Here is a 15550-nt window from a genome sequence, read left to right as displayed (position 1 = left end):
TTTGAGATGAGCGGCGTCAGATCTCCACGCGCGCGCCCAGTTCGATCACGCGGTTGGTCGGCAACTTGAAATAAGCAGAGACGTTGCCGACGTTATGCAGCATCACGCCGAACAATCGCTCACGCCACAGCGCCATGCCTTTGCCGCCAACCGGCACCACCGTGGCACGGCTCAGGAAGTAAGAGGTCTCCGATAGATCGAACACCAGGCCCGCTCTCTTGCAGGTCTGGTGCTGCAACGCATCCGGCAGGTTGACCTCGTCCTTGAAGCCATACACCACCGTCACCTGATAACAGCCTTCGCACAGCAGCTTCACGGCGACGCGTTCGCTCGCCGAGACCCACGGCACTTCGCGCGTGGTCACATTGAGGAACACGACGCGTCGATGCAGCACGCGGTTGTGCATCAGATTGTTCAGGAGTGCGTGCGGAACGCCACTGGTATCGGGCGTGAGAAAAATGGCAATGCCATCCACGCGTACGGGTGATTTGCTGAGCAGCGACTCCAGAAACGGCTTGAGCGGTGTCGTACCGGCGCGCACGCGCGCTTCGTCCGCCATCATCTGCCAGCCACGTCCCCATGTGGTCATGATGCCGAACATCAGCATGCCGATCACGAGCGGGAACCAGCCGCCCTGCGAAATCTTCAACAGATTGGCCGAGAAGAACGTGGCGTCGATGACGAAGAAAAACGCGGTCGCGCCCACGCACAGCAGCCAGTTGTAGTGCCACGCGTAGCGTATGACGAAGAAGGTGAGCAGGGTGGTGATCAGCATGGTGCCGGTCACGGCAATGCCGTACGCGGACCCGAGCGCGGTGGATGAACCGAAGCCGAGCACGGCGGCGACTACCGCGATGAGCAGTGTCCAGTTGATGCCCGGCACGTAGATCTGGCCGATTTCCCGCGACGAGGTATATACGACGTTCATGCGTGGCAGAAAGCCGAGTTGCATGGCCTGCTTGGTCATTGAATAGGTGCCCGAAATAACGGCCTGCGATGCGATCACGGTTGCGACCGTCGACAGCACGATCATCGGAAACAGCGCCCACTGCGGAAATAGCCGGTAAAACGGATTTTGCAGCGCGCCGGGATCGCCCAGCAACAGGGCACCCTGGCCGAGGTAATTCAGCGCGAGCGCCGGAAACACGAGACCGAACCACGTGAGTCGGATGGGCCGCGCACCGAAGTGTCCCATGTCGGCATACAGCGCCTCCGCGCCGGTGAGCGAGAGCACCACTGCGCCCAGCGCGACGAAGGCGAGCCAGCGGTGTTGCAGGCAGAACTCGAGTCCTTTGAACGGGTCGAGCGCATAGAGGATCACCGGCACCTGGATGACATTGACGAGTCCCACCGCCGCGAGGATGGCGAACCAGAGCACCATCACCGGCCCGAAAACAGCACCGATGCCGCCCGTGCCGCGCCGTTGCGCGAGAAAGAGCGCGATCAGCGCGGCTAGCGTGACGGGGATCACATAGGGTTTGAGCGACGGCGTCGCCACCTCCAGACCCTCCACCGCGCTCAACACGGAGATGGCCGGTGTGATGACGCCATCGCCGTAGAACAGCGCGGCACCCATGACGCCGACTGCGAGCAGCGTATGCCGCAAGCGCGGCCGGTTGGCCACCGAAGACGCGGCCAGTGCCAGCAAGGCCATGATGCCGCCTTCGCCGTGATTGTTGGCGCGCAGGATGAGCGTCACGTATTTGAGCGACACCACGACCGTAAGCGACCAGAAGATCAGCGAGACGATGCCCACGATGTTCTGCGCGTTCATCGGCAGTCCGTTGCCTGGATCGAACACGGTTTGCAGGGTGTAGAGCGGACTGGTGCCGATATCGCCGTACACCACGCCGAGTGCCGCAAGCGCGAGTCCATAGATGGCCGGCCGGTGCTCGCCGGGCTTGCCGCTGTCCTCGGCGCCGGATGCGGCGGGCGCTGGATGTCCCATGTCTCCTCCCGACGACCCGTGATCTCGGGCCTGTCGCCATTAACTCTAGTACATGCGCGAGGCCCCCGGGCGGTCAGTCACGTGACACATGCTTTTCCTTACGAATCACGGTGATAGCGGCGGTGCGCGTGTTGCAGGGCTGTTTCAGGCGGCTTTCCGGACTGGAAAACAAGAAAGCAAATTGCAAGAATTGTGTTGCAGATGCGAATTACTCGCATTATCATTCGCGACTCGCTATTCGCTTTCTGCTTAACACTTTCTCGCTCCGAGCGCCGTGCCGGACATCCAGCGTCGGACGGCCTCGCGCACCGCCAACAAGAAAAATGCCGAATTTGTCTTTTGCCTTACGTCAGTCTTTCGTCCGTGGTTCCGGTCGGGGTTCGAAGCGGGCTTTACCGCGGGGTTCGAGTCGGGGTTTAAGCCTGGGTTTTAGCCGCCCCCCTGCCATGCTCGGGCCGGCGCTGCTCGCCAGCGTGGGCTTGTCGCTGTCGTCCTTATCCACATCGGGCTGGGCGCAGACGGTTGCCGCAGATGCGGTGACGCTGCCCGCAGTCAGCGTGACGGCCTCGGCTGAAGATCCGGCTAAACAAGGCAAGACCATCGACGCCGGCGCACTGGGTTCGCGCAAGCAGGTCGACACGCCGTTTTCCACCGACGTCAAGACGAGCGAGCAGGCTCAGGACCTGATGGCGACGACCGCCACCGACCTCTACAAATACGACGCCGCGGTGTCGGAGAGCAGCAATAACCGCGTCAGTGAAAACTCGATGTTCACGGTACGCGGACTGCCAATCGACACGCTCAACGGCATCAAGGTGGACGGTCAGAGTTTCCCTTCGTGGGACACGGACCTCTCGCTCGAACCGTTCGAGCAGGTGCAGTTGCTCAAGGGCTTGTCGGGCTTCATGTACGGTTTCGGTTCGCCGGGCGGCATCGTCAATTACGTGCTCAAACGTCCGACGGACGATCCGTATCGCAGCGTCACGGTTGGCTATGAAACGGCCGGTGTGTTCAGCGAGAAGGTGGATCTGGGCGGCCGTTTCGGCAATGACAACCGCTTCGGCTTCCGCCTGAATCTCGTCAACGAAGATGGCAACACCGAAGAGCCGAATGGTCACGTGCGGCGCCAGGTGGCGTCACTCGCGCTCGATTTTCGTATCACGCCGGATCTCACGTGGAGCGTGGACGGTTTCTATCAGAAGCGCAAAACCAACGGCACACTGTTCGGCCTGATGTTCGGCACGGGTCTGGGCATTCCGGATGCGAGTTCGATCAATCGCGATCTCACGCAGCCGCAGAACTACTACGAGACCGAAATGGCCTCGTTCGGCACGGGCCTCGACTATCGTCTCTCCGACAACTGGCATGCGAGCCTGAAGTACCGCTTCGCCAAGGAGAACCGCACCAATTCCGACAGCCTGATTTACGTCTACGACCAGGCGGGCGACTACTCGAACACGCTGTACGCGGCGATGACGCGTTACTTCTATCAGAACGTCGACGCGATGGTGCAAGGCCAGTTCAACACCGGCAGCATCAAGCATGACGTGGTGATCGGCGCGGGCTACCAGACGCAAACCAGCGAGTACTCGAATAGCGAAGGCTGGAACGAAGGCTTTAGTCTCGGCACGGGCAACCTCTATAGCAGCACGTTGCTGAGCAACGCGGACGTGAACGTGGGCGAGGACCTGTATCGCCAGTCGCGCACCACGCAGGCCGCGCTGTATGCGAGCGATACGGTGCAGTTCACCTCGCGTCTCTCGGCGCTGCTGGGCGTGCGCTATACGCAATACCGCGAGAACGTCTACGATCCGGGCGCCACGGTGACGTCGCAATACAGCGCGAATCCGGTCACGCCGACGCTCGCGCTGATGTTCAAGACGGATCCGTATTCCACCGTGTACGCGAGCTACGTGGAGTCGCTCGAACAGGGCGGTTCGGCTTCGAACACCAACCTCAACTATCCGGCCACGTTTGGGCCGCTGCGCAGCAAGCAGTATGAGGTGGGCTTCAAGACGGATCACAGCAGGTGGGGCGCCAATGTGGCGCTGTTCCGTGTCGACCAGGGCTACAACTACACGAATACCGAGAACGTCTTCGTGCAGGACGGCACCAAACGCTACACCGGCGTCGACGCCGGCGGCTGGCTGCAACTGTCGAGCGAGTGGCGCGTGCTGGGCGGCGTGATGTGGCTCGATGCGAAGGCGGTGGACATCGAAGATCCGAGCATTGAAGGCAAGCGTATTTATGGTGCGCCGCGCTTCACGGCGACGGGCCGCGTCGAATACAACCCGTCATATCTACGTCCGCTTACGCTCGCGTTCGGCGGCAAATACGTGGGCAACATGGCGGTGGACGCCGCGAACACCCAGTTCGTGCCGGCCTATGTCACCTACGACCTGAGCGGCAAGTACGAAACGCGCGTGGCCGGCAAGGACGTGACGTTGCGCGCGGGCATCAACAATCTGCTCAATCGCCGTTACTGGACCACGGCCTGGGGCTATTACGTGTCGCCATCACCGACCCGCACGGCTGTGATGAGCGCGACGATGGAGTTCTGAACTTGGCCGCGGTCACGGTGTTCGCCACGTACGAGCTTGCTGCTGCGGCGCGCACGCTGCGGCCGCAGCGCGTGCTTTGGGGGACCCTGACATGAGACCGGTCCTCGTTCGTCTGCACCGCTGGTTTGGCATCGGCACGGCGCTGTTCCTCTTCATGTCCGGTCTGACGGGATCGATCATCGCGTGGAACGAGGAACTCGACGCCCTGCTGAATCCGGACTTCTATCACGCGCGTTCGAACGCGCCGGCGCTTTCTTCGCTCGAACTCGCCAATCGCGTCGAAGCGGCGGACCCGCGCGTGCGTGTCACCTATCTGCCGCTCGGCGTCGCGCCGGGGCGCACCTTGCAGATTCGTGTAGCATCCCGAATCAATCCGGCGACGCATCAGCCCTACGCGCTGGACTTCAATCAGCTCGCCATCGACCCCGGCACGGGCGTGGTGCAGGGACGCCGCGAGTGGGGCGCGTTGTCAGTGAAGCGGCTCAATCTGCTGCCATTCATTTATCAACTGCACTACACGCTGTTTTTGCCCACCACGGGGAACGGCATCGCAACCGGCGTCTGGTTGATGGGCGTGGTGGGCATCGTCTGGCTGTTCGACAGTGTGATCGCACTGGTACTCGCCTTTCCCAGTTTCAGAACGTGGCGCAAGTCGTTCACGTTCCGCGTGCAGCGCGGCGGTTATCCGCTGGTGTTCGATCTGCATCGCTCGGGCGGTGTGTGGGTGTGGGGGCTGCTCGCGGTCATCGCCACCACTTCCATTTCGATGAACCTCGAGGCACCCGTGGTGCGCCCCATCGTGTCGTTCTTTTCGACCCTCGCGCCGGATGCGGCCAGCAATCCGGAATTGCGCGCGACGTCGAATCCACCCGCGCCCATGCTGAGCCGCGAGCGCATGGTCGCACTGGCGGCCGCCACGGGGCGCGACCTGAAGCTGGACGAACCGCCGGGCGCGATCTTCGAATTCGAGGGGCTGCATCTCTTCGGCGTCGGCTTTTTTCAGCCGGGTGACAACGTGGTGCGTTCGGGTCTCGGTACGGCGTGGCTCTACTGGGATGGCCGCAATGGCCAACGCGTCGGCAGTTCGATTCCAGGTGAAGGCAGCGCCGGCGATATCTTCCTGCAGGCGCAATTCCCGCTGCATTCAGGCCGTATTATTGGTCTCGCGGGCCGCATCATGATCAGCGCGATGGGTCTGATCGTCGCCATGCTGAGCGCGACCGGTCTCGTCATCTGGATCAGGAAGCTGAAGGCGCGACGCAGCGCAGCGCAGCGGGCGACGAGCGGCAGGCTGGCGAAGTCCTGAGGGGCCGTGTTTTATGCGGCGGGCTGAGTTTGCTTGCGGCCTGCGCGCTCGCGAGGGTAACTTCGGTAGTTGCCATGCGCGCCCGTCTATAATCGTCCTCGATTTTGACTCTGGACTTTCAACCCGTGAAAAAGATGATTGCTGTCGGGCTAGCGGCGCTTGCTTTGGTGGGCTGCGCCTCGTCCGCTGATAAAGAAGCGGCGCGAGCCAACGATTTCTCCCATTCCGAGCGCCGTCTGGAAGAAGCGCAACGCAGCGCCGTCGTGACGTGTGCGGACGCAGCCCAATGCGAGCAGGCGTGGCAGTTGACCAAGGGCTACGTGACGCAGCATTCGCAAATGCCGATCGTGCGCGCGGACGCGGTGGCAATCGAATCGGACGTGCCCAGCAGTTCTGGCGACGCGGTCTTTTCCGCCACGCGCGAGGCGAAGGGTGCGGGCGCAACCATCACGCTTTACGCGCAATGCCGCGGCATGTACGGTCCGGAGCGTGCAATGGGTTCGGACTACGACGAATGCGTGAAGAAGATCACCACGGTGCAAAACGGCTTTGCACCGTTCCTGAGCCAGCATCTGTCGGCTAACTGAAGGCGAAGGTGAGGGCGTGGGCGCCCCACGGCGCCCACGTGTGCGGTAGACGTCAGACGGTTTTCAACATGCCGCCGTCGACGAAATACGCGGCCCCGACGCTGTAGCTGGCCCGCTCCGAGCATAGAAACACAATGAAATCGGCCAGCTCTGCCGGCGACGCGAAGCGCCGGATGGGCGCGTGCTCGTCGGCCACCTGTTGCAGATGGCCTTCCCAGTCGCCGCCCGAGTCCTGCGTCAACTGCTTCGCGGTCTTGATCCAGTCCGGCGTGAGAATCAAACCGGGGTTGATGGTGTTGACGCGAATGTTGTCCTTGATGAGCTCGTTGGCGAGGTTTTTCGACAGCATCAAGAGGGCCGCTTTGGTCACGTTGTAGATTGGCTCGTAGCCAAGCGGTTGCACTGCGCAGATCGACGCGTTGTTGAGAATCACGCCGCCGCCACGCTGCTTCATCAAGGGCACGAGGCCACGGGCAAGACGCACCGCGGCCATGACGTGCAATTCCCAGTACGCCTGCCACTTCTCGTCGGGCGCTTCCATGATGGTTTCGTTGCTGCCGGTGCCGGCGTTGTTGAACAGAATATCGACGCCGCCAAAGTGCTCACGCGCGGCCGCGACGATCTGCTCGACACCTTCGACGCTTGCCACGTCCGCGGCAACCGGCACCGCCTGCACGCCGTATTTCGCTGCGAGCTGGCCGGCGGCATCGGCGAGGCGCTCCGGCTGACGGGCGGCGAGGACGAGATTCACGCCTTCCGCCGCAAACCCCTCGGCCACTGCCAGGCCAATGCCAACGCTCGCGCCGGTCAGCACCGCTATCTTTCCGCGCAGATTCAAGTCCATGAAAGTCGTCTCCTGATGCTCGTGTCGTGGTTACAAAAGTTTAGGGAAGCCGGGACTGCCTGTCGTGATGATCTTCAGTTTGCCCGATCAGTTGGCCAAATCAGTTTGCAATGTACCGCGCCGTCCGACGCGTCAGCATGCGCTCGAAGGCTGCGACGATCTCTGCCACGTATGGGTTCTTGTGGGCCAGCGCGCCGGTGTTGCGCTCGAAGTGAGCCAGCATGGTGGCATTGGCCTCGAAGACGAACACCTGGCCGTCGGGCAATAGCGTGAAGTCGATGCCGGCGTAATCCAGATCGAGCCGCCGTCCAATGGCGCGGATCGCCTGCATGGCGGGCTCGCCGAGCGCGGCGGCCGGATCGTTCAGGAAGCGCCGCTCTTCATCGAGTTTCCACGCGTGGCTTTCCATGTCGGCGGAAAAATAGTGAACCATCCACTGCGGTGAGACCGCCAGGTGATACGGAAACGGCTCGCGGTCGACAAAGATCATCCGGTATTTGCGGTAGTGGCCGTCCGCCGAACGTGTGTCGCGAAAGGCGGTCAGGTACTGCGCACCGTCCAGTGCGTGGAGACGGTCTTCGAGCGCGGCAAGACTCGCGCAGAGAACCAGGCCTTCGCCGCCATGCGTAGCAGCGGGACGGGCCAGCGCCGGCAGCGTGATGCCGTGCCCGGCGAGCAGGGCGGCCAGCGCGTCGCGCGATGCCGGCGGCGCGTCAATACGTACGCACGGCGCTGTCTGAACGTTATCGAGGTCGGCGAGCAACGTGGGCATGCGGTGCCGCGCCGTTGGCTCGATCGCCGCAGGGGGATTGAGCAAGGGCCGCTGGCAACGGCTCGCAAAGCGTGCGATGCGTTCGGCGAGCGGCGCGGCGACGTCCGGTTCGCCGATTGCGTTGAAGGCGAGATCGTAGGGCGGTAACTGGGCGTCTTCCGCGTCGGCGGCGTAGTCGATCGCGTACTTGATCCGGCAGTTGACGGCACCTGGCAGCAGCGCCTCGAACGGCACATTGCCGGTGCTGCCGCCCGCGCAGAGCACGAGCACGCGGCGCGTCTGGCCGGGCGCCTGCTCGACGAAGACGCGCTGGATTCGATACGCGCGCTGGCGATACGCATGGGCTTCGGCGTCCCGTCCCGCGCCTGCGTGGATCGCCGCAAGGTTCTGGCAGGCGGCGGCCGTTTCCGGGTCGAGCGTCAGCACGAGTCGGTACCAGCGGGCGGCGGTTTCGTGCTCGCCTTTCATGAAATAGCCGGTGGCGACGTCGCACAGGTTGGCCGCGCTGGCGTCGGGCGCGTGGCTGGCGTAGGCATCCAGCGTGTGGGCGGCGATCAGATGGGCGAGCGCGCCAAGTTCGTCGCCGGCGGCGCGGCATGCGTCGGCCAGGGCGCGCTGGCGGGCGGGGTCGGCGGGTTCGGTATCGGCTGCGGGTTCGTTGGCTGCCTGATCGCTTGTGGTCGCGCTTGTGGTCGCGCTCGTGGGTGCGTTGGTGGCTGCAGTGGTCGCGGCGGCTGCCATGTTCGCGGCGGCGGCTGGGGGAGCGGCCTTGTTGTTGTCGGGGTGGCCGATGGCGGAGCGGTCCGCATCGGCCGGGCGGCGATTGGAATCTGAAGTCATAGTCCTGCGGGATGGGCGTCGTGACGACAATGCGCGATGGCGCGGCCGGGGAAGGGGCGGCGCGCGCGGCATCCAGATTACAGGCGTTCGCCCGCCCGTTGCAGGAATTTACGCAGAGGGGTCAGAAACGCATGCCGGTGGCGCACCCGCCGGCGAAGCCGCCGCCGCTGCCGCCGCCTGCGCCGCAGAATACGCCGCATCCCGAGAGTGCGACGGCCGCGGCGCCGCCAATCAGGAGCACGCGGGCGAGCGACGCGTGCTTTGGCGCGACGTTGTTACGCTGGGCCACGCTGGGGGTTGAGGTGGCGTAATCGCCTTGCAATGACAGGTCTGTTTGCCGGCTGATCGAAAGCAGACGGTTGGTGCTTCGCAACTTGATGAACATGAGAAATCGGGGCTTGGTGAGTTAGAACGCGCTACGGCGCGGGCCGTTGGCTCTCGCGTAGGCAATGTGTAAGCCTGACCGTCCTACACGCAACATGAAGCAGCACGAAGCGAATGGAACAGCCAGGCACCCCGAACCGTAGCGGCCAACATGCGCGCCTCAAATACGCCGAATCCGAAAATCCGAAGGGATCGTCAGTCAGGAGCTTGAAATCTGCGCGCGGGTCCCTGATAGAATGCGTTGGCCGCAACGTAGTGGACTGCAGATGAGATTGCTTGATGCGTTAGTCGAACAGCGAATTGCCGCCGCAGCGGCGCGTGGTGAGTTCGACGATTTACCGGGCGCGGGCGCGCCGCTCGCGCTGGATGACGATGTCCTGGTGCCCCAGGAAGTGCGCGTCGCGAACCGCATCCTGAAGAATGCGGGCTTCGTGCCGCCTGCCGTGGAGCAACTGCGAGCGCTGTGCGATCTGCAGAAGGAACTGAACGCGGTGAGCGATCCTTCGGCGCGTTGCAGGTTGCAGGCGCGCATGCTGGCGCTCGACATGGCGCTCGAGTCCTTGCGCGGCGGCCCGCTGGTGATGCCGCGCGAGTACTGCCGCCGCATCGCCGAACGTCTTTCGGGGCGCGCGGCCGGTGGTGAGCCTGGCTCGGCTTCCGGGGTTGCGTCCGGATCTCCATTCGGGGCTACGAAGGCGAGGGAGCCGCAGTGAGCGAGCCGCTTCCCGCGGCGTCGCCAGGCTCGGGCTCGACCTCCGGCACGGACGCGGGTTCGGCCTCCGCTTCTGCCGCAGATTCCGCCTCCGTAATTCCTGCCGAAACGCTGCCCCTCACCACGGCGACCTCCGGGCTTCCGGCCGGCGCAGCCGAACTGGCCACAGCGCCATCCACCCATCACCCGACGCCGGTCTCGTTTTCCGAGCGTGATCTGCACTTCATGAAACTGGCGCAAGCCGCCGCCGAGGAAGCCCGTGCCGCGGGCGAAGTTCCGGTGGGCGCGGTGCTGGTACGCGGCGACGAGGTCATCGCCAAAGGTTTCAATCATCCGATTGGCGCGCACGACCCGTCCGCCCACGCCGAAATGGTCGCATTGCGCGCGGCCGCACATACACTCCAAAATTACCGCTTGCCGGGATGCGAGCTGTATGTGACGCTCGAACCGTGTCTGATGTGTGCCGGCGCAATCATGCATGCCCGGATCGCGCGGGTGGTGTTCGGCGCGCGCGATCCGAAGACGGGCGCGTGTGGCAGCGTCGTCGACGCCTTCGCCAATCCGCAGCTCAATCATCACACGACGGTCGCGGGCGGTGCGCTCGAAGACGAATGCGGCGCGGCGCTCAAGTTGTTTTTCGCGGAACGCCGGCGGGCGGTGCGTGAGGCGCGCGCGGCACGGGCTGCTGCGCACGAGGCTGCACCTGCTGTGCCTGCTGTGCATGCTGCGTCTGCTGCGTGCGCCGCGGCGGACCAGACAGGACGCGCTGCCACGGACGAGACGGGGCCAGCAAGGCTACCCTAGAACAAACCTCCATTTCATTGCGATTGCCGATCATGACTGCCCATCGCACCTTCAAACTGATTGCTCCTTCTGGCTATCCGGTTGATCCGGATGCGGTGCATCGCGGCTTGAAACGCCTGCGTGCGCAGGGACACCACGTCGAAGGCACGGGCGCCACGGAACGCCGCTATCAGCGTTTCGCCGGCACCGACGGCGAGCGGGCCGCCGAATTGAACCGCCTCGCTGATCCCTCCCGCAAGCTGCCGGACATCGTGCTCGCGGTGCGCGGCGGTTACGGCGCGGTGCGCATCCTGCATGGTCTCGACTACGAGGGCCTGCAACGACGTCTGACGGATCAGCCGGTCGCCTTCGTCGGGCACAGCGATTTCACCGCCATCCAGCTGGCGTTGCTGGCCCGCGCCGGCTTGACGACCTTCGGTGGTCCGATGCTGATGAGCGATTTCGGCGCCGAGGACCTGAACGACGCCATGCAGCAACACTTCTGGCAAGCCTTGACCAAACCGACCCTGACGCTGACCAGCACCGTGCCGCAACCGCGCAACGTCGATGTCAGCGGCACGTTGTGGGGCGGCAATCTGGCCGTGCTGGCCTCGCTCGTCGGCACGCCGTATATGCCGCCCGTGGAGGGCGGCATCCTGTTTGTCGAGGATGTCAACGAGCAACCGTTCCGGATCGAACGCACGCTGTATCAACTGCACCTCGCGGGGATTCTCGAGCGGCAGCAGGCGCTGGTGCTGGGCGACTTTTCCGGTGGCAAATCCTTCGAGTCCGACAACGGCTACGATCTGAACGCAATGGTCGAGCACATGCGCTCGGTGGTCGGCATTCCGGTGATCACCGGGCTGCAGTTTGGTCACATTCCCAATCTCGTGACGCTGCCGGTAGGGGCGGACGCCCATTTGGTCGCCGATGCGCATGGTTTCAAACTGACGGCTTCGGGCTATCCTTTCCTCAGTTGAATTCTGGTTGAACGGAAGAAGCAGGCGGGCAGCAATGTCCGCCTGTTTTTTTGGGTTTCAAACGCAACTAACAGCCCAGATTTTTAAGCACCTCACGACATGCTTGCAACACGGCCGGCGTCCGTTTTGTTGACAAAATTCGCCGCCAATCCGCCGCTGACATGCGCACGAATAATCGTGAAGAGCCTTGTTGAACAGGGCTTCGGGTAAATCCTGAGGTGGCTCAATGGCAGGCCCCGACTCGATTGTCAGCGCAGAACGATAAAAATTGTTGACAATCTTTATGTCCATCCTAAGATGACCAACATACCGGAGCGCTCATGATGTCGACGCCGATTTTAGCCACCCCGAATGGTTCGAAACCCGAAGCGATTGCTGAACGCATTCGCGCGGCGATTCTCGAGCATCGTCTGGCGCCCGGCGCAAAATTGACTGAAGCACAGTTGTGCGAAGTATTCGGCGTCAAGCGCGGGCCGATCCGGCAAGCGCTGGCGCAACTGGCCACCGACCGGCTCGTCGATCTCGAACCGAATCGTGGCGCGTTCGTCGCGAGTCCCTCGCTGCAAGAGGTGCACGAGGTGTTCGAGATGCGCCGCATCATCGAACTGGCGGTGGTCGAGAAGATCTGTTCGGGCCACGGTCCGCGTCGCCTGAAGACGATTGGCAGCATGATCGGGCGTGAGCGCAAAGCGTTCGAGACGCGCGATTTTTCGGCCTGGATCCGGTTGTCCGGTGAGTTTCACACGGAACTCGCGGCGCTGACCGGCAATACGGTGCTATGCGATTGCCTGAACGGGCTCGTCGCGCGCTCCACGCTGATTTCAGCGCTGTACGAATCGCTCGGCCGCAGTCCGTGTTCATTTGAAGACCACGAAGCGATTCTCGCCGCGCTCGACGCGGGCAAGGCGAAGGAGGCGGCGGCCTTGATGTCGCGCCATCTGCAGAGCGTCGAACTCAAGATGCTCGACCGGCCGGCGCGCGGCGCAGCGGATCTGCACGAAGTATTCGGCGCGCGCACTGGAAATTCTGCTTCACCCTGAAGTCCCGACCCGGCGTGCGCGTGTTCTGACCAGCCATGCGTACACGCTGTAAATGAAGGTGTACTAAACAATCATCGCGACAGGCGGTGTGGCGCAACTCGCCCACGGCCGGCGCGCGGCCGCCCACCCGGCGTCGTGCATTCGCAAACACGCTCGCTCACCGTCCGCGGCGGAAAGCGTGGCGCTCATAAAAAGTACTTACGTACCGAATATCCGCGGGGCCGCCATGTCTGTGTGCTTCACCTGTGAGCAGGACGCGCGACATGCCGGATGCAGCGCCGTCGATGCCGATCGACGGTCCTATCCTTAAGGAGGAGCTATGTCTCAGTACAGCGCAGCACCGCACAACCCCGCCATACCTGCTTTCGAGAGCACCGATGCCAGCGACGAGGCGTCCATGCCCGCCGGCTACAGCGAGCGGCTCTACAACCATGACCTCGCGCCGTTGCGCAATCAGACGTGGAGTGCGTACAACATCTTCGCGTTCTGGATGTCGGACGTGCACAGCGTGGGTGGCTACGTCTTCGCGGGCAGTCTGTTCGCACTCGGTCTGACGAGCTGGCAGGTGCTGATTTCGCTGCTGGTGGGTATCACCATCGTCAATCTGCTGTGCAACCTGATCGCCAAGCCGAGCCAGCAAAACGGCGTGCCGTATCCGGTTGCCTGCCGGGCGACGTTCGGCGTGCTCGGCGCGAATATTCCGGCCGTGATTCGCGGCTTGATCGCGGTGGCGTGGTACGGTATCCAGACCTATCTGGCGTCCAGCGCGCTGGTGATCGTGCTGCTGAAATTCATTCCACAGTTGCTGCCGTATGCGGATGTCCATCATCACGGAATGCTCGGCCTCTCGACGCTCGGCTGGTGCGGCTTCATGCTGCTGTGGGTACTCCAGGCGCTGGTGTTCTGGCACGGCATGGAGACCATCAAGAAGTTCATCGACTTCGCCGGGCCGGCCGTGTACGTGGTGATGTTCATTCTCGCCGGCTACATGGTGTGGCGCGCAGGTTGGCAAAACATTGGTATCAACCTGGGCGGCGTCAAATATCACGGCCTCGAAGTGGTGCCGGTGATGATCACGGCGATCTCGCTGGTGGTGTCGTATTTCTCAGGCCCGATGCTCAATTTTGGTGACTTCTCGCGTTACGGCAAGAGCTTTCGCAGCGTGAAGCGCGGCAATTTCTGGGGTTTGCCGGTCAACTTTCTGGCGTTTTCGCTCGTCACGGTGGTGACGACAGCAGCCACGCTGCCGGTGTTCGGTCAGTTGATCACCGACCCGGTGGAAACGGTGGGCCGCATCGACTATCCGACCGCGGTGATTCTCGGCGCGCTGACCTTTACGATTGCGACGATCGGGATCAATATCGTAGCGAACTTCGTTTCGCCGGCATTCGATTTTTCCAACGTTGCACCGCGCCTGATCAGCTGGCGCATGGGCGGGATGCTGGCGGCGGTGGCTTCGATTTTCATCACGCCGTGGAACCTGTTCAACAATCCGGCCGTGATTCACTACACGCTGGACGTGCTCGGCAGCTTCATCGGACCTTTGTATGGTGTCCTGATCATCGACTTCTATCTGGTCAAACGCCAGAAGATCGTGCTGAACGATCTCTACACGGTGTCGACGACGGGTTCATACTGGTATCGCAACGGCGTCAATTACAAGGCGGTGGCGGCATTGCTGCCGGCGGCCGTGATCGCGGTGATCTGCGTGATGGTGCCTTCGCTCGACGGCATGGCGAATTTTTCGTGGTTCATTGGCGCGGGGCTCGGTGCTTTGTTCTACCGTGTGCTGACGCTCAAGTAAGCAGGCTGTAACAGGAGTCCAAGATGCGCATCAAATTGATCAACCCCAACACCACCCAGCGCATGACCGATGCAATGGGGCGCTGTGCGCGGGAAGTCGTCGCCGCTGGCACCGAGGTGATCGCAGTCAGCCCGACAATGGGGCCTCCTTCCATTGAAGGCTATTACGACGAAGCGCTTGCCACGCCGGGCCTGCTGGCCGAAGTGGCGGCGGGTGAGCGTGAGGGCGTGGATGGCTACGTGATCGCCTGTTTCGGTGACCCCGGTCTTTACGCAGCGCGCGAACTGGCGCGGGGTCCGGTGATCGGCATTGCCGAAGCGGCGATGCACGCGGCCAGCGTGCTCGCGCCCGGGTTCTCTGTCGTGACGACGCTCTCACGCACCTGCGGCATCGCCTGGCATCTGGCGGAGCGCTACGGCATGACGCGTTTCTGCCGCAACGTGCGCGCCACCGACGTCGCCGTGCTCGAACTCGACCGGCCCGGCTCGGAAGCCCGCCGCATCATTCTCGACGAATGCCGCCGTGCGCTCGAGGAGGATGGCTCGGACGCCATCGTGCTGGGTTGCGCGGGCATGGCCGAGTTGTGCCGGGAGATCGAGGACGCGCTGGGCGCGCCGGTTGTCGAGGGCGTGACGGCAGCCGTGAAATGGGTGGAGGCGCTGGTATCGCTGCGCCTCGGCACGGCCAAACGCGGCGACTACGCGCGGCCGCTTGCCAAGCGCTATGACGGTGCGCTGGCCAGTTTCAGTCCGGGGGGAGCGGTTGAGTCAAATGCAGCGACCGTCGACCAACGCGTGGCAGTGGACGTCCCAACTCATGCTTCATAGACGCGGGTAAACGCTAGCGCGCCAGGCGGCGAATCGCCCGGCGCGCGGGCCTGACACATACACTTGGTCTGACTCGCACTATCTGCCCGTGTGTATGGGCGCGTCCGGCTGTTTTCGCTACACTGGTTTATCAGGCGCTGGGAGACCGCCGCCGGGTTTTGC

General features: G+C 63.2%; 13 protein-coding genes. 9 read left to right on the top strand and 4 right to left on the bottom strand.

Features of this window, described 5'->3' with window-relative positions; all coding sequences use genetic code 11:
• Nucleotides 1-16: 16 nt before the first annotated feature.
• A complete protein-coding gene (locus D0B32_RS22430; RefSeq protein ID WP_117336494.1) occupies nucleotides 17-1948 on the bottom strand; it encodes a potassium transporter Kup in 1932 nt (643 codons plus the stop codon).
• Between the two features lie 446 nt (nucleotides 1949-2394).
• On the opposite strand from D0B32_RS22430, the gene D0B32_RS22425 reads away from it, so the two are divergent.
• The 3 genes from D0B32_RS22425 to D0B32_RS22415 all read left to right on the top strand — a co-directional run bounded on the left by D0B32_RS22425 (nucleotide 2395) and on the right by D0B32_RS22415 (nucleotide 6402).
• Entirely contained in the window at nucleotides 2395-4509 is a 2115-nt protein-coding gene (locus D0B32_RS22425) for a TonB-dependent siderophore receptor (protein WP_259295094.1), read from the top strand.
• 91 nt (nucleotides 4510-4600) lie between these two features.
• Nucleotides 4601-5815 (top strand): PepSY domain-containing protein, encoded by a 1215-nt coding sequence (locus tag D0B32_RS22420; RefSeq protein WP_117336492.1) that lies wholly within the window; start codon nucleotides 4601-4603, stop codon nucleotides 5813-5815.
• Between the two features lie 125 nt (nucleotides 5816-5940).
• Nucleotides 5941-6402 carry a hypothetical protein gene (locus D0B32_RS22415; protein ID WP_117336491.1) on the top strand — a complete coding sequence of 154 codons (462 nt, stop codon included), beginning with the start codon at nucleotides 5941-5943 and terminating at the stop codon, nucleotides 6400-6402.
• Between the two features lie 52 nt (nucleotides 6403-6454).
• Here the strand turns inward: D0B32_RS22415 and D0B32_RS22410 are convergent, their stop codons facing one another.
• The 3 genes from D0B32_RS22410 to D0B32_RS22400 form a co-directional block, all read right to left on the bottom strand.
• Nucleotides 6455-7246 carry an SDR family NAD(P)-dependent oxidoreductase gene (locus D0B32_RS22410; RefSeq protein WP_117336490.1) on the bottom strand — a complete coding sequence of 264 codons (792 nt, stop codon included), beginning with the start codon at nucleotides 7244-7246 and terminating at the stop codon, nucleotides 6455-6457.
• A 100-nt stretch (nucleotides 7247-7346) separates the two neighbouring features.
• Nucleotides 7347-8858 carry a RimK family alpha-L-glutamate ligase gene (locus D0B32_RS22405; RefSeq protein ID WP_117336489.1) on the bottom strand — a complete coding sequence of 504 codons (1512 nt, stop codon included), beginning with the start codon at nucleotides 8856-8858 and terminating at the stop codon, nucleotides 7347-7349.
• A gap of 121 nt (nucleotides 8859-8979) precedes the next feature.
• On the bottom strand, nucleotides 8980-9243 hold the full coding sequence (locus tag D0B32_RS22400) for a hypothetical protein (RefSeq protein ID WP_117336488.1): 264 nt from the start codon (nucleotides 9241-9243) through the stop codon (nucleotides 8980-8982).
• Nucleotides 9244-9508: 265 nt separating this feature from the next.
• Here D0B32_RS22400 and D0B32_RS22395 point away from each other — a divergent pair, with 265 nt between their 5' ends.
• From D0B32_RS22395 to D0B32_RS22370, 6 genes are all read left to right on the top strand, one after another.
• Nucleotides 9509-9955 (top strand): DnaJ family domain-containing protein, encoded by a 447-nt coding sequence (locus tag D0B32_RS22395; RefSeq protein WP_117336792.1) that lies wholly within the window; start codon nucleotides 9509-9511, stop codon nucleotides 9953-9955.
• A gap of 158 nt (nucleotides 9956-10113) precedes the next feature.
• On the top strand, nucleotides 10114-10758 hold the full coding sequence (tadA, locus tag D0B32_RS22390; protein WP_259295116.1) for a tRNA adenosine(34) deaminase TadA: 645 nt from the start codon (nucleotides 10114-10116) through the stop codon (nucleotides 10756-10758).
• A gap of 32 nt (nucleotides 10759-10790) precedes the next feature.
• Nucleotides 10791-11717, top strand: a complete 927-nt coding sequence (ldcA, locus tag D0B32_RS22385) for a muramoyltetrapeptide carboxypeptidase (protein ID WP_117336487.1) — start codon at nucleotides 10791-10793, stop codon at nucleotides 11715-11717.
• A 323-nt stretch (nucleotides 11718-12040) separates the two neighbouring features.
• On the top strand, nucleotides 12041-12757 hold the full coding sequence (locus D0B32_RS22380) for a GntR family transcriptional regulator (RefSeq protein WP_117336791.1): 717 nt from the start codon (nucleotides 12041-12043) through the stop codon (nucleotides 12755-12757).
• A gap of 319 nt (nucleotides 12758-13076) precedes the next feature.
• Nucleotides 13077-14561 carry an NCS1 family nucleobase:cation symporter-1 gene (locus tag D0B32_RS22375; protein ID WP_117336486.1) on the top strand — a complete coding sequence of 495 codons (1485 nt, stop codon included), beginning with the start codon at nucleotides 13077-13079 and terminating at the stop codon, nucleotides 14559-14561.
• A 23-nt stretch (nucleotides 14562-14584) separates the two neighbouring features.
• Nucleotides 14585-15388 (top strand): aspartate/glutamate racemase family protein, encoded by an 804-nt coding sequence (locus D0B32_RS22370; protein WP_117336485.1) that lies wholly within the window; start codon nucleotides 14585-14587, stop codon nucleotides 15386-15388.
• Nucleotides 15389-15550: the final 162 nt, after the last annotated feature.

The organism is Paraburkholderia sp. DHOC27, from assembly GCF_003429005.1.
GTDB lineage: Bacteria > Pseudomonadota > Gammaproteobacteria > Burkholderiales > Burkholderiaceae > Paraburkholderia.
The sequence above is the reverse complement of the archived record's forward strand: the minus strand, read 5'-3'. Positions and strand labels throughout refer to the sequence as shown.